At 42.4% G+C, this 19,939-nt stretch carries 17 protein-coding genes; 5 read left to right on the forward strand and 12 right to left on the reverse strand.

The window, feature by feature from the left end:
- Positions 1 to 2: 2 nt before the first annotated feature.
- Both EZV76_RS14810 and EZV76_RS14815 read right to left on the reverse strand, forming a co-directional pair.
- A complete protein-coding gene (locus EZV76_RS14810) occupies positions 3 to 773 on the reverse strand; it encodes a hypothetical protein (protein ID WP_136567348.1) in 771 nt (256 codons plus the stop codon).
- 35 nt (positions 774 to 808) lie between these two features.
- A complete protein-coding gene (locus tag EZV76_RS14815; RefSeq protein WP_129654367.1) occupies positions 809 to 1,027 on the reverse strand; it encodes a helix-turn-helix domain-containing protein in 219 nt (72 codons plus the stop codon).
- Positions 1,028 to 1,174: 147 nt separating this feature from the next.
- Here EZV76_RS14815 and EZV76_RS17215 point away from each other — a divergent pair, with 147 nt between their 5' ends.
- Positions 1,175 to 1,333, forward strand: a complete 159-nt coding sequence (locus EZV76_RS17215) for a hypothetical protein (protein WP_201741875.1) — start codon at positions 1,175 to 1,177, stop codon at positions 1,331 to 1,333.
- A 25-nt stretch (positions 1,334 to 1,358) separates the two neighbouring features.
- On the opposite strand, the gene EZV76_RS14820 is transcribed toward EZV76_RS17215, so the two are convergent.
- From EZV76_RS14820 to EZV76_RS14845, 6 genes are all read right to left on the reverse strand, one after another.
- A complete protein-coding gene (locus tag EZV76_RS14820; RefSeq protein ID WP_136567349.1) occupies positions 1,359 to 1,742 on the reverse strand; it encodes a hypothetical protein in 384 nt (127 codons plus the stop codon).
- Between the two features lie 121 nt (positions 1,743 to 1,863).
- A complete protein-coding gene (locus EZV76_RS14825) occupies positions 1,864 to 2,490 on the reverse strand; it encodes an FMN-dependent NADH-azoreductase (RefSeq protein WP_136567350.1) in 627 nt (208 codons plus the stop codon).
- A 54-nt stretch (positions 2,491 to 2,544) separates the two neighbouring features.
- Positions 2,545 to 3,129 carry a Crp/Fnr family transcriptional regulator gene (locus EZV76_RS14830; protein WP_136567351.1) on the reverse strand — a complete coding sequence of 195 codons (585 nt, stop codon included), beginning with the start codon at positions 3,127 to 3,129 and terminating at the stop codon, positions 2,545 to 2,547.
- A gap of 64 nt (positions 3,130 to 3,193) precedes the next feature.
- Positions 3,194 to 4,012: a DUF2490 domain-containing protein gene (locus EZV76_RS14835; protein WP_136567352.1), complete on the reverse strand. Its 819-nt coding sequence runs from the start codon at positions 4,010 to 4,012 to the stop codon at positions 3,194 to 3,196.
- Positions 4,009 to 5,127 carry a GTP cyclohydrolase gene (locus EZV76_RS14840; protein ID WP_136567353.1) on the reverse strand — a complete coding sequence of 373 codons (1,119 nt, stop codon included), beginning with the start codon at positions 5,125 to 5,127 and terminating at the stop codon, positions 4,009 to 4,011. Before EZV76_RS14840 ends, EZV76_RS14835 begins: the two co-directional genes overlap by 4 nt.
- A gap of 66 nt (positions 5,128 to 5,193) precedes the next feature.
- Positions 5,194 to 6,180: a transporter gene (locus tag EZV76_RS14845; RefSeq protein WP_136567354.1), complete on the reverse strand. Its 987-nt coding sequence runs from the start codon at positions 6,178 to 6,180 to the stop codon at positions 5,194 to 5,196.
- Positions 6,181 to 6,264: 84 nt separating this feature from the next.
- Between EZV76_RS14845 and EZV76_RS14850 the strand changes: the two genes are divergently transcribed.
- Genes EZV76_RS14850 through EZV76_RS14865 form a run of 4 tightly spaced genes read left to right on the forward strand, consistent with a single transcriptional unit; the run spans position 6,265 to position 11,710 of the window.
- On the forward strand, positions 6,265 to 6,525 hold the full coding sequence (locus EZV76_RS14850) for a DUF4834 family protein (RefSeq protein ID WP_136567355.1): 261 nt from the start codon (positions 6,265 to 6,267) through the stop codon (positions 6,523 to 6,525).
- A 24-nt stretch (positions 6,526 to 6,549) separates the two neighbouring features.
- The gene (locus EZV76_RS14855) at positions 6,550 to 8,982 is read left to right on the forward strand and encodes a YfhO family protein (protein ID WP_136567356.1); all 2,433 of its coding nucleotides are present in this window, start codon (positions 6,550 to 6,552) and stop codon (positions 8,980 to 8,982) included.
- Positions 8,982 to 10,250 (forward strand): glycosyltransferase, encoded by a 1,269-nt coding sequence (locus tag EZV76_RS14860; RefSeq protein ID WP_136567357.1) that lies wholly within the window; start codon positions 8,982 to 8,984, stop codon positions 10,248 to 10,250. Before EZV76_RS14855 ends, EZV76_RS14860 begins: the two co-directional genes overlap by 1 nt.
- On the forward strand, positions 10,250 to 11,710 hold the full coding sequence (locus EZV76_RS14865) for a lipopolysaccharide biosynthesis protein (RefSeq protein ID WP_136567358.1): 1,461 nt from the start codon (positions 10,250 to 10,252) through the stop codon (positions 11,708 to 11,710). Before EZV76_RS14860 ends, EZV76_RS14865 begins: the two co-directional genes overlap by 1 nt.
- 80 nt (positions 11,711 to 11,790) lie before the next feature.
- Here EZV76_RS14865 and EZV76_RS14870 read toward each other — a convergent pair whose 3' ends face one another.
- The 4 genes from EZV76_RS14870 to EZV76_RS14885 form a co-directional block, all read right to left on the reverse strand.
- Positions 11,791 to 12,963, reverse strand: a complete 1,173-nt coding sequence (locus tag EZV76_RS14870) for a hypothetical protein (RefSeq protein ID WP_136567359.1) — start codon at positions 12,961 to 12,963, stop codon at positions 11,791 to 11,793.
- Positions 12,964 to 13,077: 114 nt separating this feature from the next.
- A complete protein-coding gene (locus tag EZV76_RS14875) occupies positions 13,078 to 15,012 on the reverse strand; it encodes an OmpA family protein (protein WP_136567360.1) in 1,935 nt (644 codons plus the stop codon).
- Positions 15,013 to 15,025: 13 nt separating this feature from the next.
- Positions 15,026 to 16,000 carry a PorP/SprF family type IX secretion system membrane protein gene (locus tag EZV76_RS14880; protein WP_136567361.1) on the reverse strand — a complete coding sequence of 325 codons (975 nt, stop codon included), beginning with the start codon at positions 15,998 to 16,000 and terminating at the stop codon, positions 15,026 to 15,028.
- A gap of 20 nt (positions 16,001 to 16,020) precedes the next feature.
- Positions 16,021 to 19,939, reverse strand: a 3,919-nt coding sequence (locus EZV76_RS14885) for a CLIPPER-2 domain-containing protein (RefSeq protein ID WP_136567362.1), incomplete at its 5' end; no start/stop codon positions are given.

Genomic DNA, 19,939 nt, shown 5'->3' on the forward strand with positions numbered 1-19,939 from the left:
CTTTATTTAATATTAAATAAAGTTTTGAGGGTTTTATTATTGTTTCGGTTTATTCTTTCCGAAAACGTTTCGCCCATCCCGTAAATATCGGCCAAACAGCTATTGATTACTGAATTTCGTTGTAGCAAATGTTGAATTATTCGATTTTGTTCGTCATTGAGTTTGTTCAGTGACATAAGCCCCATTGCTCCAAGAGTTTGCAGTTCGGGGGAAAATGAAATCAAATTCCCATTCAATTTGTGCTTTTTCCTTTGTTTGACCCACCCCATTGATTCTTTGGTTTTTGGAGAGGTGTCTCTTCCGGTATAACCACACCCAAAACCTACTAGGTACTCTTCTATAAGTTGTTCTTGGAAATCAATAACACCTAGCTTTGATTTATAAAATTTATTGTGCCGATGAACATAATCCTCAACAACAATTGGGTCACTTTTAAATTCGCTAATATGGGAATGCCGTTTTTTTACACTATTAAAATAAGATAGCCACCCATGAATGATTGAATCATTTTTGACCAAAATATTTAATCTTAATTCATTTCCACTGACGGGCAACAAAATATATCTATGGTGTTCATATCCGAAATCCAGCTTTCTTTTCAGTAAATCAGTAATGACTAAAGTTTCAAAGGAACCAAACTTTTTACCTCGCAAAGATTTTAATTCTTGTACATAATCAAACGATTGAAGGTGTAGTTTGATTTTTTCAAAATCATCTTGCCCAAACAAATTTTGGAGAATGAATAGGCTTATTAGAAGAATGATTTTGTGCATTAATTCAAATTCAAAACTGTATGCGAACTAAATTTTCAATCATTTTTTAAGGAGAGATCCTTATACATTTCTTTAAACATTTCTCCCGGGTCTACATCCAAGGCCAATGCAATCAAATAAAGTTCCCAAGCCCGAAGTTGGGTAGAAGGGTTAAGGGTCAATTCACTTATCCTTGATTTACTGATGCCAGTTTTTCTGGAGATTTCTGCCTTGCTAGCTGACTTTTTGGATAAAAACAATCCTAATTCTGTCATGATAATTTTTGATTTTCGATACTCTAATTTAACAGATTGATATTAGAGTTTAGAAAATCTGTACTAAAATTTTGATTTATTCCCGAAAGTAATTACCTTGGTTTTGATTTTCGAACTATAATATAGAATTTCTAAACTTTTTGACAAATGAAAAAATACACCAAATCTGACCTAGAGGTTATTATTGGCACCCAACAAGAAAACCTGACCGTGATACAGGACTTTTTGGGCATTATTAAACACCAGAACGAGCTGTTGCACCAAGCCAACCAAAGGTTGCGGGACCAGATTGCAAAGATGGAGTAGTGGATGCGACAAGATTCCAAGGGTCTTAGGGTTCTATCTGGACTAATAATGTGCTTCCCGTTTCTGGTTTGGCGTTTGAATGGCCCATGGTCGGGATTAAAAGGTACCCATAAATGTTGCGTTTTCTTTTCTCCAGCTCATTATTGAAGGCTTTATCGCGCTCGGCCTCTGTCTTAAAGGCAAAACTTAAGTGCTCAAACTCAGTTTCGCAATCAAAGAAAATTTCAGAATCGGCCATCATAAGCAGTCCGGAAAAGACCCTTTTCTTTACTACCCATGCCTGTTTGGAACTTGGGTCCATTAGTATCGTATTGGGTGGCAGCCCATCAAGGCTATGCTGAATTTCAGTCAACAACCCTCTGCCGGTAATCGTATAACATTCAATGATTTTTACGGAAGTATGGTCCATAATGCATTTCGGTTAATGGTTTTTGATGTGATTTGGGGTATTCTAAGATCATAAAAATCCTTCAAAAACAAAAAAAGTGAACCCCATGGCCCACTTTATGTTTAAAATTTTTGAAATGACTTTAAGGAATGGCGTTGATTTGATCATATATTCTTTGCTTTGATTTTTCAAAAATCTCCCCACCAAACTCCTCATTGTCCAATGAAATGATGGTGGTATCGGTAACACCCATCATCCCAAAAATAAATTTGAGATACGTGGTCTGAAAGTTCATGTGTCCGTTCTTCTCGTTTTCCCCATATCCGGTATCGCCCCGGGTGGACAGGATGAACAGTTTTTTGTTTTCCAATAGTCCCACATAATCCCCATCGGGTTTTCCCGAACGGAATTTCCAAGTCTCGTTGATCCGCATAATCTGGTCTATATACGCCTTGAGACCACTGGGAATGGACCAATTGTACATGGGGGTGCCCAGCACATAAACATCATGTTCTTGAAGTTCCTTGACGAGGATGTTGCTCAAAGCAACTCCGGTTTGGTTTTGTTCCTCCCTGTTTTCGGGCCTTACAAAGGCACTGGCAATCCAACTTTCGTCAATGGGCGGGATTTCGTCCAGTCCCACTTCCCTGTGGGTAAAGGAATCATCGGGATTCTTTTTTCGCCAATTGTCCAAGAACAGTTGTGTAAGTTGTCTACTCTGCGATCTTTCGTTTCGCACGCTGGCATTGATGATAAGTACTTTTTTCATTTGCTCTCCATTTTGAAAGCAAAGTTGTGCCAAAAGAAAACCCTAAAAATTGACCTAGTTCAATTTCGGTTTGTTTTTTCGTATTCGGCTTATAAATTCGGGAGTGACTCCCAAATAGGAGGCAATGAGGTATTGGGGCACCCTTTTGGTGAGTTGGGGGTAGTTTTCCAAAAAGTCGGCGTAGCGATGGGCGGCATCGTACGTATTGTTGATGACGATTCTCCGTTGTAAACTGGCAGTGTACCCTTCCAGAATGATTCGAAAATACCGTTCCAACCTTGGGATTTCCGCCAACATTTTCTGAAATGCCAAATGTTGGATTTGGAGCAGTTCTGTCCTTTCCAACGCCTGAATGGTGTACATGGAGGGTTCTTGTTTTTGAAAGCTGAGGATATCCGTGGCCCACCAATCATCAATGGCAAAATAGAGGATTTCTTCTGTGCCTTTTTCGGGATTGATGTAGAAAGCTTTCAATGAACCGGAAATTACATAATTGTCCGTTTTGCACACTTCTCCATTTTGAAGCAAATAATCTCCCTTCTCCAAAATCTTGGTGGTCCAAAAAGTATTGAAAAGCCGAATCTCTTCGGGAGAAAGCTTTACATGCTTGGATATGTTTAGTAGCAGGGATTCGTGCATCGGACCAAATGAGAGTTTAAAATTCACCAAAACTTGGCAGAAAAACAATTCTAAGTCCTTCTCATTAATCCGCAGCGGCCTGCTGAAAATTGGAATTGGCCGGAGGCAGTATAAATTCCTCATCTTGCCCATGCGTCTTTTTGGAGAGATGCAGGGTATGGGTGAGGTGCACCCAAAGGGCATTGGTGTAGATATAGTGCCCGGCCGTGGTGGTACTGGCAAACTGGTTGTTCCAGCCAACGGATACGGACATCCATCGGTTAAACTGTACCGTGGGCATCACGATGAACCTGTTTTTGTCGAATACGTTGTGCACAATGTGGTCCCCGGCATTAAACATTACCTCGTCACTGATGTTGATCCTAAACTTGCAATCGGGTCTGGTCTTGGAAAGGGAAAAGAGATCAAACCCGGTCATTAGGGCATAACGGAGGCGGAGGGCAAAGGTATTGTCGGATTGTACTTTCCCTTCCACCACGGGATTGTAGAAACGCTGCTCGAACCGGAACCTATGGTTCAGCCGGAACTTGTCGCCATTCCCACGGACAAAAAGCTCTTCGTAGGGGCGATACTCTACTTGGTATTTGTCATCATCGGTATAGAATTCAACATAGGTGAAGCCTGTACTTAAACGTATTTTATCACTTAGAGCGAAACCCCCGCCCAATCTGCCAAAGAAAATGGAGAACTTCTCAAAACCATCCTTCCAACGTAAACCGGAATTCCCAAATAGCATCCATTTTTCGTTCAGATGGGTGATGTTGTTGTACTGGAACCATTGCTCGCCTCTATGCGTGACCTCTCTTCTCTGCCCAAAAACACTATGACCCCAAAGGGCAAGCAACAATAGGGTTAAAAAAAGGGTCTGGCGGGATGGGTTCATAAATCTTTTCGATAGGTTCTTCGGCGTTTGTGCACCACGGGATCAAAGTGCTTCCACATTTGTCTTATAGCCACGTTCTCTTCCAATTCTGGGGTTCGAATGCAGTTGACAACGCCCTTTTCACTGAAGGTTTTGTAATACTCGTTAAAAATAATGGCTGTTACCCCTTTGTTCTGATAATCGGGGCGGATGCCGATCAGGTAAAAAATAACATCCTTGCTTTTCTTTTTGGCTTTCAACAAATGATAGATGCCAAAGGGGAACAATTTCCCATTGGCTTTTTGCAACGCTTGGGAAAACGAGGGCATTACTATCGCAAAGGCCACAAGTTCATCATTGGAATCCACCACAAACTTGATATACTCGGGGTTGATAAAGCTGATGTACTTCTTTTTAAAATATTCCTTCTGGATGTCCGTAATCTTCACAAAAGAGGAGAGCTTGGAATAGGTGTTGTTGAACAGGTCGAACATTTTATCTACCCAAGGCATAATGTCCGCACTCTTGGTAAAGTTCATTTCCCGGAGTCCATACCGTTTCTTCACCAATAAATTGGCCTTGTGGAACAAAGCAGGGTCCGCTTTGGCCGCCAAAAACTTGTTTTCGAGATATTCCTTTTCCTTGACAAATCCGTGTTTTTCGTAATGGGATTGATAGTAGGGGTGGTTGTACCATGTGATCATGGTCCCGATATGGTCAAAGCCTTCAATAAGTACGCCTACCTTGTCCAGATTGGAAAAACCTACGGGTCCTTCCATATATTCGAGCTGGTGCTGTTTGCCAATTTCGGCCACCTTATCCAGTAAGGCTTTGGATACTTCAAGGTCGTCCACAAAATCGAACCACCCAAAGCGCATTTTTTTGAGCTGCTGTTCGTTCACTTCCAACCAATTGACAATGGCGGCTACCCTGCCCACGATTTTACCATCCTTATAGGCCAAGAAAAACGAAGCTTCGGCACTTTTAAAGACCGGGTTTTTGGTTTCATCAAAGGATTCCATTTCATCCTTGATGATGGGTGGAACCCAATAGTCGGAGTTTTTATATAGGGAAAAGGGAAACTTTACAAAGTCCTTTAAATCTGCTTTGGATTGAACCTGCTTAACGGTGATCATACATCAACTTTTACAAGTTCAATAATAGGAATATTACCTACAGCATGAAAGCGTTGGGGTAAAAACTTAGAAATCTATATCGTCTTTATTTTTCTTATCCCGCTTTTTTGACTTTTTCTTATTGGAATTCTTTTTAATTTTTCCATTTTGACCAGCACTTTGCTCATCAATGGGGATAAGTTTGTCTTTGTGGAAATCCAATCGGTAGGAGAAACCGGCAACGGCAAATATCCTTGATGGGGCACTTTTAAAGTTGGATCCCAAATGAAAATCGGCCTGGAAGTTTTCGCTGAACAGGTAAGCCAATCCGGTTCGCGCCAAAATATCGGAATAACGGTCACTGTTGATGCCCTGTCCCTCCAGGAAAACACTCCATTTGGGGTTTCTAAAGGCATGGGTCACGGAAAGGGCGTAGCGCCATTCAGGGAAATCGGTGCCGATACGGTCGTATGCTATATTGGAAATCAGCACAAACCTTGGAGACAGTCTACTTTGGGTGGCAACGGCCCCACGGTATGCTACCACGGGGTCACCCACATAAAAAGGATTGTCCCCCACAGTAAATGTAGCCCCGCCATACAGGGAAACGGCAGGAATCAGGTTTTTCCACTGAAATACATTGTTAGCTCGCCAGCTATACAGATTGGGTTTGTTTTTTTCAGGATTTTTGAAGGGGTCGTATACCAAATACTTTAGCCCCACACGGTTTCTGGAAAAATCGGTCCGCCTACCATCCGTTCCCAACAGGGAGGAATAGTCAATATTCTGCGAAATAAAGGAACCTTCGTATACAATCTCTAGTTCCTCAAAAAGCAGTCCGTACCTTAGTGCTAGATCGGTCCCAAAAATATTGGAGTCAAAATTTTGGTCGGAATCGTTTCGCTGCTCATACAACAGACCCATTTCAACCTGTGCCACATTTTTACCAACGGCATAGGCGCTAACTGCTCGGCCAGGTCTGTTGGAATTGATGACATCGGTGTATTGCGCGCTTAAAATTAATGGGGCAATAAGGAAAAGAAGTAGTGTTTTTCTAAGGAAGGAAAACTCCATATAACTGATTTTAATACTATTTTATGAAACGTTTGGTCTTATTAAGATACTAACAGTGTAATTTTGATTCAATAGTTTTGTCATATGGTTGTACTAAAAACGATTTTATTCCTCATATTAGTATACTATGCGTTCAAATTGCTCGCAAAATGGTTGGCGCCAAGGTTGTTCAACTATGCAGTAAAGAAGACCCATGAGCGTTTTGGGCAGGAGTTTGGTAGTTACCAACATTATGGAAATGAGCCAAATGATGAGGGTAAGACCACTATTTTCAAGGGAGCTTCCAAAGGTTCCAAACCATCAAAAAAAGTTGGAGAATACATAGATTTTGAAGAAATTGACTAATATTTGTCTTTTCAAAATCTATCCATGAAACTTTCTCCCAAGGCCATTATCGTACATCTTTGTGTTTTTGGCTTCTTTGTACTTACTTCTCTAGTATATTTTTATCCTGTTTTACAGGGCAAGGCCATCTTCCAATCCGATATTGCCCAGTACAAGGGTATGGCCAAGGAGCGTGATGAATACAAAGAACTTACTGGGGAGGAATCCTATTGGACCAATAGTGCCTTTGGAGGCATGCCAACCTATCAATTGGGAGCAAATTACCCAAATGATTATGTGAAGAAATTAGACCGATTGATTCGGTTTTTGCCCAGACCGGCTGATTACCTTTTTCTGTACTTTATTGGGTTTTATATTTTATTATTATGTCTTAAGGTGGATTTTAGGCTGGCGGCCTTGGGGGCGCTGGCATTTGGCTTCTCCACTTATCTCATCATCATTCTTGGAGTGGGGCACAATGCCAAGGCCCATGCCTTAGGCTATATTCCCATGGTGTTGGGAGGCATCATATTGGTATTTCGAAAGAAATATCTCTGGGGCTTTATCTTGACCGCTCTGGCCATGGCGTTGGAAATTAGCGCCAACCACTACCAGATGACCTATTACTTTATGTTGTTGGTATTGGTATTGGGACTAATCCAGCTTATTTATGCCATCAAGGACAAGACACTAAAGCATTTTTTCCTTTCCGTAGGGATTTTGATATTGGCCGTGGGCCTTTCCATAGCAGCCAATGCTACAGGGCTAATGGCCACCAAGGAGTATGCGGATTGGAGTACCCGCGGCAAATCTGAATTGACCGTAAATCCAGATGGAACACCTATGGAGGCTACCAACGGATTGGACAAGGAATATATTACCCAATACAGTTATGGAATTGCTGAGTCATTGGATTTGTTTGTTCCAAGAATGTTTGGAGGTTCCGGTAATGAAGACCTAGGAACGGATTCCAAGGTGTTTGAATATTTGGTGGGTCAAGGACTGCCACCTTCCAAGGCTTTGGAATTGTCAAGTGGACTGCCCTTGTATTGGGGTGATCAACCCATAGTGGCAGGCCCTGCCTATGTGGGGGCCATTGTGGTGTTCCTGTTTATTTTAGGGCTTTTTCTCGTAAAAGGAAAGAGAAAGTGGTGGCTGTTAGCAGGTGCCATATTGGCGCTAGTCCTGTCTTGGGGAAAGAATTTCCCAGCCCTTACCAATTTTATGATAGATTACTTTCCACTATACAACAAATTTAGGGCAGTCTCATCCATTCAAGTGGTACTGGAGCTCTGTTTACCCGTTTTGGGCATCCTGGGTTTGTGGGAGCTTTTCAAAAAATCCGAGGACGACAAGGAAAAACTAAAGGCCTTGAAGTTGAGTTTCTTTATCACTTTAGGATTAGGCGTGTTCATTTTTCTTCTAAAAGGATTCTTTGATTTTGAAGGATTGCGTGATGAGATGTACCGCGGATATTTTGGTGATGACGTCATGACCATGATCCAAAGAGATAGGGAAGCAGTGTATACCAGCGACACGATACGGTCTTTAATTTATGTGACCCTTGCCGCTGTGGTACTCTGGCTTTTCATAAAAGAAAAGATAAGCAAGAACATTTTGGTATTCGTTTTGGGTGGATTGATATTGTTTGATTTGGTAGGTGTGGCCCTTCGTTATGTCAATGAGGGTGATTTTGTACGTCAACGTCAGGTGAGCACTCCTTTTCAGGCCAGTCAACTAGATCAAATGATCCAACAGGATGATTCCATCTACCGGGTGTTTGATCCACAGGAAGGCCTGAACGGTGCCCGAACCTCCTATTTCCACAAGTCCATTGGAGGATATCATGCCGCAAAACCTAGATCTATACAGAATTTATTTGAGTACCATCTGTACCAAAACAATCTACAGGTTTTGAATATGCTCAACGTAAAGTACATCATCCAGCAAGATGAGGATGGGAACAGTTTTCCTGCAGTAAATGATGATGCCAATGGCAATGCTTGGTTTGTTGGGAGACTTATACCCGTTTCATCAGCAAATGAGGAAATAGAAGCGCTTAAGGATTTTGATTCAAAATTGGAAGCGGTGGTCAATACAAGAACTTATCCGCAGTTGACCAAATCCCGATTCGATTTGGATTCCTTGGCTTCCATTAGTTTGGTTGATTATCGCCCCAATTATCTAAAATATCAGAGCAGCAATAGCAATGAAGGTTTTGTCGTCTTTTCCGAAATATATTACCCTTCAGGGTGGAATGCCTTTATTGACGGCAAACCTGAACCCCATTATAAGGTGGATTACGCACTGCGAGGGATGAAAGTGCCGGCGGGAACCCACGAAATCGAATTTAAGTTTGAACCCAAAGTAGTGGAAACAGGAAGTCAAATTAGCCTAGCCGCTTGTATTTTGCTGGGGCTGATTATCGTTGGTGGCGTCAGCTACACATTTGTGCCCAAGAAAACCAAGGAATCCTAATGCAAAAAGTTTTGGTCATAGCATACTATTGGCCTCCTGCTGGGGGACCAGGCGTACAACGATGGCTAAAATTTGTGAAATACCTTCCCGAGTTTGGTATTGAACCCATAATCTATGTTCCTGAAAATCCCAGTTACCCAATTACGGACAAGAAGCTTGTGGATGAAGTCCCTAAGGACATCAAAGTCTTAAAAAAGCCCATTCAGGAGCCCTATGGGTGGGCAGGATTTTTATCCAAAAAAAAGACCAAGACCATCAGTTCCGGAATCATTCAAGAAAAAGACCCAACTTTTTTGGAAAAGCTGCTGTTGTGGGTTCGAGGTAATTTTTTTATTCCGGATGCTCGTAAACTTTGGGTAAAACCATCTATTTCCTATTTGGCAAAAATTATTTCGGATGAAGGTATAAAAACAGTGATTACCACTGGTCCTCCGCATAGTTTACATCTGATAGGGCTGGGATTAAAACAAAAATATGCCATTCAATGGATTGCAGATTTTAGAGATCCATGGACCTCGATTGGTTATCATAAAAAACTTAGGTTATCGCCATCATCCGCAAGAAAGCATAAGGAGTTGGAGAAAAGGGTGCTTAACGTAGCGGATAAAATCATTGTCACGAGCAACACTACAAAGCAAGAGTTTGAAACTATCACCGATAAACCCATTAAATTGATAACCAATGGTTTTGATGAAACCTTAGAGCCAACAGCACAGGATTCGAAATTTACAATTTCACATATCGGCTCTTTGCTTACCGGACGCAATCCTGTGGTTTTATGGGAAGTGTTACATGATTTGATCCTCACCAACGAAGCGTTTAATAAAGCTTTAAAAATTCAATTGGCCGGAGTAGTGGGAGAAGAAGTATTAAAATCGATTCATGATTTTGGATTGGATGCACATGTACAACAAATGGGATATATTTCCCATGACAAAGTTTTGGAGGTTCAGCAAAAATCCCAGGTTTTGTTGTTGTTGGAAATTGATTCGGAGGAGACCAAAGGCATCATTCCTGGAAAACTTTTTGAATATTTAAATGCCAAACGCCCTATTTTGGCCATAGGACCGGAAGAATGGGAGGCAGGGCTAATGGTAACCAATACCAATGCGGGAAAGGTTTTTACCCATTCAGAATCGGTCGACTTAAAAAATGTACTTTTGGATTGGTTTGGCCAATACCAAAAAGGAACATTGCAGTGTAAATCTGACCACGTAGCTCAATTTCACCGAAGGGCCTTGACCGAAGCACTAGCAAAATTCATTTAATGGGAATAGTTTTAAAACAATCCATTCAAAATGTTGTAGTAACCTACTTGGGTTTTCTATTCGGTGCTGTTAATACCTTGTTCCTATATACCAAGATTTTACCTGATGAATACTACGGATTGGTAACCTTTATATTGGCTTCGGGGGCAATATTAATGCCTTTGATGGCTTTTGGGGTCCATAATACCATGGTGAAGTTTTACAGTCATTACAAGGATTCCGAAAAAGATGCCTTTCTGACCTTAATGTTGTTTGTGCCATTGCTGGGTATTGTACCTGTGACCTTGGCAAGCATTTTTTGGCACAAACCTTTGGCCAACCTGGTGTCACAAGTAAACCCAATGGTAGGAAATTATCTTTGGTATGTATTTGTCGTAGGATTGTCCATGGGATACTTCGAAATTTTTTATGCATGGTGTAAGGTGCATTTAAAATCGGTGTTTGGAAATTTTATGAAGGAGGTGTTTGGTCGTATCGGAGCTTCCATTCTCTTAATCCTTTTATATTTTGAGATGATATCGTTGGACCTATTTTTTAATGGTTTGGTGGGAGTTTATGTTTTAAGAACCGTAATCATCAAAATTTATGCTTACAGCCTAAGATTTCCGCGGCTCGATTTTAAGTTTCCGTCAAATACCAAAGAATTACTTTCCTATTCCTTTTTGATTATTTTGGGAGGATCGGCATCATTGATTTTATTGGAAATAGATAAGGTGATGCTAAATCAGTTCATCAGTATAGAGAATGTGGCCTACTATGGGGTTGCGGTTTATATTGCTACGGTAATTATCGTTCCCTCTAGGGCGATGCAGCAAATAACCTATCCGCTGACTGCAGCTTTATTGAACTCCAATGATTCCCAAGGACTTAAAAAGCTCTATCAAAAAACTTCGCTGACACTTTTTATTGCTTCTGGAATTTTGTTTGTCCTTATTATCTTAAATCTAAACGACCTTTATTTATTGCTTCCAGAAACGTATCGCACGGGTTTGACCATTGTTTTCTTAATTGGCTTGGCAAAAGTCTTTGATTCGCTTTTGGGGAACAACACTTCTATTCTGTACAATTCAAAGTACTACAGAACCGTTTTGGTATTTGGCGTGTGTTTGGCTGCCTTGACGATACTTTTAAATTATCTGCTCATCCCCAAATGGGGTATGGTAGGAGCGGCAATTGCCAGTTTTGCCTCCATTTTTGTTTTCAATGTGATAAAATTGGTGTTTGTAAAACAAAAGTTTGGTTTTTTACCCTTCACAGGGGCTACTTTCAAGGTTTTTGTCACTCTTGTTTTTCTAATGGTGTTGTTCAACATGTTACAGTTTTCGTTTCATCCTATTATCAACATCCTTTTAAAATCTACATTAATTATTGTTATGTATGTTGGTATCCTATATCGGTTTGATATTTCTGAGGACGTTTCCGGGGTACTTTCCAAATGGTTGAAAAAAAGACAGGAGTAATTTAAATTACTCAAAAGAAAAACCCCGTAGCGGATAAATCCAACTACGGGGTTAACAACTAACCAACCTAAAAACTATCTTTATTGCTTTCTGGAACTTCTGGAAGTCCTTGAAGCGCTACTTTTTCTATAATTTGTGTTGCCCGTACTTTTTCTTACCGTATTGCTTTTGGTACTGCGGGAAACCGTTTTTCTTGATGCACTGCTTCGGCTTACATCAGCTCTATTGGAACTGCTTCGAGCTTGAGGCTTTTTATATGTGCTCGTAGTAGTTCTAGTGACCGTTTTACGATTTGGGGTAGAAGTGACCTGTCGTTGCGTCACGGTTTTCCGGTTAGGAGTCCGAGTCACTTGTTTTTGGGTCACAGTTCTATCACTATTACTTCTAGATACACCACTGGCTTTTCTATAAGTTCCTTGATTCACGGTCCTTTTTGGAGCCACCTGCCTTTTAGCAGTACTTTGGGAGCGTGATGCAGGACTTGTCTTTCTATAATTGTTCTGGGCCACATCGTAATTGCTTCTTCCTGCATAACCGCGTCTAATACTACCATTGTCTCTTGCTATGACTCTTTTATCATTTCTATAAACCCTATCCCTTCTGTGCAAGTCATAGTCCCTATACGATTTTCCAATTTTTGCATAGGACCTTCTGTAATTGTTTCTATAAGGCGCATAGTAAGAATATCTAATGGGGCTGTAGTACCTTCTATATGGTCTGGAATACACGGTGCAGAACCCAATTCCAGGTCTAGCAAAGTATCTATGGAAAGGACGGTATACATAATGTCTGTTGTAAATGTTGATGAAACCAGTATAATGGCTAAATACACTACCATTATAGTAAACATGTAGACCGCCTACACGACGAACCCTTCCGTTATTGTACCAAATGTCTACACTGCCTATTTGGGATACCCTGCCATAGTAGTCATAAAAGACAGGAATATTCTCCACTTGGATTACGGCTCCATAATCATCATATTGAACAAAGGGATCATAATTATATCCTGAGTTAAAGGTAATGCCCACATTTCCTATTCGGGCTCCAACACCAACATTGACTCTATTATCCATGTAAAAATCGAACTCTCCATCTGGGTAAACAGAAAAAGTTACCCCATCTTCTACAAAGATGAATGAGTTTCCATATCGATATGTTGTTGTGGCAACAACGTTATCTTCCATTTTGGCGGCTTGGGTACCTAGTGTACCGAAAGCGATCGCTGCTATAAAGAGTACTAACTTTTTCATACTACAAGGTTTTATGTTCTAGATGTACCTATTTACATCCACCAATACAGTATCAAGCAGCGTGCCAAAAAATAATTTTAGACTTAACTATCTGATATTTAAATAGAAAGAAATTTATTCTTGAATAATGAACATAGACCTCCTATTAAGTTGGTGGTCTTCTTCGGAGCATCTAACACCGTTGGAGCAATTGTTTAACAGTTGCGTTTCTCCATACCCTTTGGCTGAAAGTCGTCTGCGATCTATACCTTTTTCCACTAACCATTGTAGTGTTGCTTGGGCACGTCTTTCGGACAATTTAAGATTAAAATTATCGCTTGATCGTGAATCGGTGTGGGACTCAATGTGGATGGATAGTTCTGGATATTGTTTCATTGCCTGAAGAATTTTGGCCAACTCCACTTCTGCATCTGATCTGATAATAGACTTTCCATAATCAAAATAGATGGGTTGTAGCGTTAGTCTGCATCCTAAATCATCAATTGGGCATTCAGGAGGGGTAAGCTCCAAGTCCATTTGTTCGGTATGCGATCCTCGAGGGGTGACCGTACTTTTCTTTTTGATTGCATAGTCTTTGTATTCTGCATAGACAGTATATTTTTTGCTACAATCAACTACCCCTTTAAAAACATAGTTGCCACTACTATCTGTAGTCGTTTTGGTTATGGTATCGTTATTCTTGTTCAAGAGTTTTACTACAGCGCCATTAAGAGGTTTTCCAGTTTTGGCATCTGAAATGGCTCCTTGGATTACAATCAGTCCACAACTTTCCCAAACGCGGTAGATGTCATCTGCGCTACTGCCACCATCACCATCTCTATTTGAAGCTAAATAGCCAATCTTTTTATCTTCCTTGAGAATAAACCCAAAATCATCTTTGTTGGAATTGATGGGTTTTTTCAGGTTGGTCACTTCATCAAATTCACCTTCGGGATCCAGGGAAACCACAAAAACATCGAGACCACCCAATCCTAAATGGCCGTCGCTTGAGAAATAGAGATTGTTATTTTTTCCAACAAATGGGAAACATTCCCTAGCTTCGGTATTGATTTCCGGACCCATATTTATTGGGGCGCCAAAGGAACCGTCTTCTTTTATTTCCACATACCAAATATCAGATTCACCTTGGGTACCTTCCATATCTGAAGAAAAATAAAGACGCTTTTCGTCAGGGGATAGGGCCGGATGTGCCACGGAATAGGAATCGTTGTTAAAGGGAAGTTCAATAATGTTCTCCCATATACCAGCCTCCGTTTTAGTGGCTTGATAGATTTTAAGACTCACCAATTTTTCCTTGTTCTTTTGCTTTCTGCCATTATGATAATTGTTACGGGTAAAGTAGACCGTTTTTCCATCTTTGGTGAAAGCCGCATTGGACTCATGATATGGGGTGTTTATTTCACCTTCAAGGGGTTTGGGGTGGGTTAGTCTCCAATCCTCATCAATTTCTGCTTCAAAAAGATCTAGGTAGGGAAGCCCGGTCCATTTATGTATGTCATCTCCTTCTGTTCTTCCTGAAGATGAGGAAAATACAATCTTGTTGCCATAAAATGATGGTGAAAAATCCGAACTGGTCAACAGTCCGGTAATATTGTCCACTTCAAAATTACTGGATTTAAAACCAACAAGACTATCCAAAGCAGGGTAGTCCTTCATAAAGTTTTTTGCGATTTCTGTATTGGCAGATAGACCGGCAAATTTCCCCATCATCTTCTTTGAGGATTGGTATTCTCCAGTACTTTTTAAACTCTGTGCTGTACGATAATAGTAAATGGGATCAATGTCGTTAGGATATTTTTCCATCAGCTTTTGATACCATTTTACCGCATCCTCGTATTCTCCATTGAAATAGTAGGTGTCTCCCAGTTTTTTTAGCACCTGTGGGGATTCATACCCGTCGTCCACAATATTCAGATATATTTCCCGTGCATCGATAAAGTAGTAGGAATCAAAGTCTTCATTGGCTTTTTTTATTATACTGTTTTGGGCTTTGGTGATTGAAGTAAAAAAAATGAAAATTAGAGCTATAATAATGGTTCTGTGGTGCATATAAACTTAATGTTTAAAAAAATCGGGGTGTTAGTACCTTATCTGTTTTATGGAAAATGTCAAAACGGACCATAGCCTCGTAAGATCCACTGGTGTAATCTTTGACTTGGGTTGAATCATAGTCATAGGCCAAGCCAATAAACACTGATTGTGATATTTGGAATCCGGCCAACGCACTTATGGATGAATTCCATCGGTAAGAACCTCCGAGGATAAACTTTTCATTGATCATAAAATTGGCTGACATATCCCATTGTAAAGGGGAACCACTTACAAATTTGACCATGGTTGCTGGTTTAAATTTTAGGTTAGGGGAGAGGTCAAATACATACCCTGTGATAAAAAAATAATGCAATCGCTCAATGGCTATATTTTCCAAATCTTGATTTTCCAAAGAACCCGCATCAAAGTGTTTTGAATTCAAAAAATTGGGAACCGAAAACCCTGCATAAAATTTTTGGGTGTGGTAATAAATACCGGCACCAATTTGTGGTTGGATTTTATTGTCCACTGTGTTTTGAAACAAGGGGTCATTGGGGTTTTCAAGATTCAATTTTTCATAGTCCACATCCAAAAGATCTATTCCTGCCTTTAACCCGAAGGAAAGTTTGCTTATATCATGCTTGTCCAATTGAACAGAGTAGGAGTAATCCACATTTATGTTGGATTCCGTTGCAGGACCAATTTGATCGTAAACAATGGAAAGACCTAGACCCATATTCTGAAGTGCTCCTATGGGTGTATTCATGGTAAAAGTCCCTGTGCGTGGGGCTCCTTCCAGATTTACCCATTGCATCCTACCGAGTATTCCCATGCTAAGGACTTCCCTGGAGCCTGCATATGCAGGGTTTACAATCTGGGTATTGTACATATATTGTGTGTATTGGGGGTCTTGTTGACCTTGGGCTTTATACATACCCAAGGTCAGTATAAATATCAACTCTATTAAATACCCTCTCACAAATAGTGTTCTGAACAATGACTTCATTGAATAATAGGTTGCTTGCATTAATCTCGATTGATGTAGAGGTATCCTGAATAATTGGCTTGACCTGGATTTTCAGTTTGAAATTCCAGAATATAGAAGTAGGTGCCGCTTGGAAGACTCTTGTCTTTCATGATGGTGGCCTGACCTTCAGAAACCCCTGTGAAAACCTGGTTGCCTATACCGTATCCTTCGGCCTCATACACCAAGGCGCCCCATCTGTTGAAAATTCTGAGGGAATTATTGGGATAAGCTTCAATACCATCAATTCTGAAATAATCGTTGATGCCATCCCCATTGGGGGTAATTCCGGTGTAAATCTCGAAGTCAGGGTCAGTTCCCTCGCTGGGACAAGCATCACTGGGGACTGTGGTGACGGTCTGCTGGTCTTCATCAAAGCTATCATCATCGGATTGATCAATGATCTGTACTTCAAACCCTACGGGTTGGGCTGAAACCATAGCTTGGTTGGTCACCGAGCCATTGTCGATATCTTGTTGGGTAAGCGAGTAAGTGACCCTGAACGTCCAGCTTTCCCCAATGGACAATATGCCATCGTTTCCATTGTCCGTTGCGGGTACTGGGCCAACAATGTAACCCCCTAGTTTTTCATCTTCCAAGAAGAGTTCCTCTAAGTCAACTTCGCCGGTATTGGATACCGTGAACGTATAGATAATGGAATCAGTACATCCGCCCCCTTTTGCATCAGCCAGTTCACTTTCCTTGATCAGTCCTATTCCCGCCGAACCGTTGGTACAGGCATCGTTGGGCACCATGGTATTTGCGGAAGCATTCTGCGAAACGTTTGCTTGCAATCCCACTGGGTTGGCCGAAACGGAAGCTGTATTGTTCACAAAACCATTGGAAACATCGGCTGGTTTTATGGCATACAGGGCTTGATAGGTCCAGCTTTCGCCAACGGAGAGCATACCGTCTTCCCCAAGATCACTTCCCTCGGTGGGCCCGTTTACCGTACCATTCAACTTGTCATCTTCCACGATTACATTTTCCAGATCGAGTTCTCCCGTATTGGTCACAGTAAAGGTGTAGAGGATACTTTCACTACATCCGTCCGAGTTGATGTCCGCCAACTGTCCAGATTTGTCCAATCCTATGCTGGGAGCCCCATCGGTACAGGCATTATTGGGCACGGTGGTATTGGTTATATCATTCTCCAACAAGCTATTGTCATCGGAATCATCCTGTATTGTAATGTCCAACCCAAGAGGTTCCGCAGAGACAGTGGCCTGATTTTCCTTAAACCCAGCATCAATGTCTTCTTGGACCAATTCATATATGAATTCATAGATCCAGGATTCGTTGGGGGAAAGTACCCCATCTTCGTTTTCATCGGTTCCCGGGATTGGGCCAGGGATATTTCCACCCAAGGCATCATCCATAAGATTCACGGTATCTAGATCAATGTCCCCATTATTGGTCACAGTAAAGGTATAGAAGATGCTTTCAGGGCAGTTGTCTTGGTTGGCATCCTGAACTGCTCCTGTTTTGATGAGGCCAATGCTCGCATTGCCATCCGTACAGGCATCGTTGGGGATGGTGATGTTGGTGGGGTCGTTCTCCGTATTCGAGTTGTCATCAGAGGTGTCGGCTACCTGTGCAGTATTACAAAGATTGGATAGGGTCACGGTAGCGGTGTTCTCCACAAAACCATTATCGATATCCGATTGGACAATATTGTAAATGGCTTGGTAGGTCCAGCTTTCCCCTACGGAAAGAATACCGTCCCCGCCGTCATCACTCTCCGGGGTAGGGCCGGGGACCTCACCGTTCAGCATATCATCGTTCAAGAAGGCTTGGTGCAAAGCCACATCTCCCGTATTGGTCACGGTAAAGGTATAGCTCACACTCTCGGGGCAGTTATCATTGTTAATGTCCAACAGTTCTGCCTCTTTGATCAAGCCAACAGCTGGGTTTTGGCAAGAACTCAGGTCCACTTCGGTGACATCGTCTTCATCGGGGCTATCATCATCCGAAAGGTCCTGTACCATATAATCCGGGTAGGCCAATACATTGGCGATGACTTGTGCCTGGTTGTGGAAGCAACCAAAATTAATATCGTCAGGACTTATGGGCTGGGTGGCGGTGTAGGTCCATGTTTCACCAGGTTCAAAGATACCCATAAAGTTACCATCGCCTTGGGGGCCTTGGATCACCAAGGGCAGGTCCAAATCAGTGACCACCACATTTTCAAAACTTTCATTTGTAGTGCTTTCAATGGTTAATGTAAAGGTATAATCGATGGCTGAACAGTCTGCATTGACCACTCCTTCTTTAATAAGGGCAATGCGGGGTTCGCAATCCCCAAGCAAGGTAACGGTAGGCCTGTCTTCCAAAGTGTTTTCAAAATCCGAGGTATCCTCCACGGTAATTTCCGCGAAGCCTTCCATGGTGGCCGTGACTATGGCCGTGTTTTCCACTTGCCCGGCAAGACGGTCATCTGTGGTAAGTTGATATTCTATATTTTCGTACACCCAGATTTCATCGGGGCCCAAAAGACCGTCATTGCCGACATCACCAGAGGTGGGCGGAAAATTATTGTCTAATACAATAGGAAGGTCTTGGTCCGTAATGATAATATTTTCCAAGACTTGGCCTTTGGTGCTCTCGTTGGAGACCGTAAAGGTATAGTCAATAAAGGCGCAACCTCCTTCTTCTCCCTCACCATTCTTGGCCACCCCGGTTTTGACCAAGGCTATTTTGGGCGCGCATTCGGAAATATCGGTGACCGTGGAGCGGTCTTCGTCCACATTTTCAAAGTCAGAATCGTCTTCAACCACAATACCAAGATTAGGTTCAGAGGCAGTTACATGTGCCGTGTTTTCCACTTCACCAAGGGTTATGTCTTCTGCGGTCAACACATAGTTTGCCGTATAGACCCAAGTTTCACCCAGCTCTAAGAGATTGTCTTGATTTCCACCATCTTTACTAAAAAGAGTAATGTCACCAGCATTTAATTTGGAATCAGTGATACTAATATTTTCTAAGGGAGCACCACTTTCACTTTCATTGGTTACTAAAAAAGTGTAGGCAATACTGGTACAACCTCCATCATTACCCAAAGGACCTTTGGAAATACCTTGTTTAATCAACGCAATTCTTGGCACACAGCCGGAGAGGTCGGTAGTGGTGTCCCCATCAAGGGTGGTGTCGGAGGGATGGGACTCATCGGTGACGGTGACGACGGGCAGCCCCAGCACGTTGGCATCGACGATTGCGCGGTTGTCCACCTGTCCGTTGGTCAGGTCCAATGCGGTTATGGCGTAGGATGCTGTAAAGACCCATATCTCGCCGATGTCCAGGACGTTGTCGTTGTCAAGGTCCCCGGAATCCGGCAGTGCGGGCACGGGCATCAAGGGGTCGCTGACCACGATGTTCTCCAGATCCTGGCTGCCGTTGTTGTTGACGGTCAGGACATAGTCGATGTGGGCACAGTTGGCGTCCACGGTACCGGTCTTGATGATGTTGATGTTGGGCACGCACCCGGAGAGGTCGGTTGTGGTGTCCCCGTCGAGCGTGGTGTCAAAGGGATGGGACTCATCGGTGACGGTGACGGCGGGCAGTCCCAGCACGTTGGCATCGACGGTTGCGCGGTTGTCCACCTGTCCGTTGGTCAGGTCCAGTGCGGTTATGGCGTAGGAAGCTGTAAAGACCCATATCTCGCCGATCTCCATGACCCCGGCCACGCCGTTGTCCCCGGAATCCGGCAGTGCGGGCACGGGCATCAGGGGGTCGCTGACCACCACGTTCTCCAGGTCCTGACTACCGTTGTTGTTCACGGTCAGGACATAGTCGATGTTGGCACAGTTGGCGTCCACGGTACCGGTCTTCAGTATGTTGATGTTGGGCACACAGCCGGAAAGGTCGGTGGTGGTGTCCCCGTCAAGGGTGGTGTCGGAGGGATGGGACTCATCGGTGACGGTT

This window comes from Flagellimonas alvinocaridis (genome assembly GCF_004916895.1).
Taxonomy (GTDB): Bacteria; Bacteroidota; Bacteroidia; order Flavobacteriales; family Flavobacteriaceae; genus Flagellimonas; species Flagellimonas alvinocaridis.

What these genes read in the sequence shown, in the direction of transcription:
- EZV76_RS14880 (WP_136567361.1), bottom strand. Translation starts at nt 16,000, where the DNA reads ATGAAGTCATTGTTCAGAACACTATTTGTGAGAGGGTATTTAATAGAG.
- EZV76_RS14845 (WP_136567354.1), bottom strand. Translation starts at nt 6,180, where the DNA reads ATGGAGTTTTCCTTCCTTAGAAAAACACTACTTCTTTTCCTTATTGCC.
- EZV76_RS14820 (WP_136567349.1), bottom strand. Translation starts at nt 1,742, where the DNA reads ATGGACCATACTTCCGTAAAAATCATTGAATGTTATACGATTACCGGC.
- EZV76_RS14860 (WP_136567357.1), top strand. Translation starts at nt 8,982, where the DNA reads ATGCAAAAAGTTTTGGTCATAGCATACTATTGGCCTCCTGCTGGGGGA.
- EZV76_RS14835 (WP_136567352.1), bottom strand. Translation starts at nt 4,012, where the DNA reads ATGAACCCATCCCGCCAGACCCTTTTTTTAACCCTATTGTTGCTTGCC.
- EZV76_RS14840 (WP_136567353.1), bottom strand. Translation starts at nt 5,127, where the DNA reads ATGATCACCGTTAAGCAGGTTCAATCCAAAGCAGATTTAAAGGACTTT.
- EZV76_RS14810 (WP_136567348.1), bottom strand. Translation starts at nt 773, where the DNA reads ATGCACAAAATCATTCTTCTAATAAGCCTATTCATTCTCCAAAATTTG.
- EZV76_RS17215 (WP_201741875.1), top strand. Translation starts at nt 1,175, where the DNA reads ATGAAAAAATACACCAAATCTGACCTAGAGGTTATTATTGGCACCCAA.
- EZV76_RS14830 (WP_136567351.1), bottom strand. Translation starts at nt 3,129, where the DNA reads ATGCACGAATCCCTGCTACTAAACATATCCAAGCATGTAAAGCTTTCT.
- EZV76_RS14815 (WP_129654367.1), bottom strand. Translation starts at nt 1,027, where the DNA reads ATGACAGAATTAGGATTGTTTTTATCCAAAAAGTCAGCTAGCAAGGCA.
- EZV76_RS14825 (WP_136567350.1), bottom strand. Translation starts at nt 2,490, where the DNA reads ATGAAAAAAGTACTTATCATCAATGCCAGCGTGCGAAACGAAAGATCG.
- EZV76_RS14870 (WP_136567359.1), bottom strand. Translation starts at nt 12,963, where the DNA reads ATGAAAAAGTTAGTACTCTTTATAGCAGCGATCGCTTTCGGTACACTA.
- EZV76_RS14875 (WP_136567360.1), bottom strand. Translation starts at nt 15,012, where the DNA reads ATGCACCACAGAACCATTATTATAGCTCTAATTTTCATTTTTTTTACT.
- EZV76_RS14865 (WP_136567358.1), top strand. Translation starts at nt 10,250, where the DNA reads ATGGGAATAGTTTTAAAACAATCCATTCAAAATGTTGTAGTAACCTAC.
- EZV76_RS14850 (WP_136567355.1), top strand. Translation starts at nt 6,265, where the DNA reads ATGGTTGTACTAAAAACGATTTTATTCCTCATATTAGTATACTATGCG.
- EZV76_RS14855 (WP_136567356.1), top strand. Translation starts at nt 6,550, where the DNA reads ATGAAACTTTCTCCCAAGGCCATTATCGTACATCTTTGTGTTTTTGGC.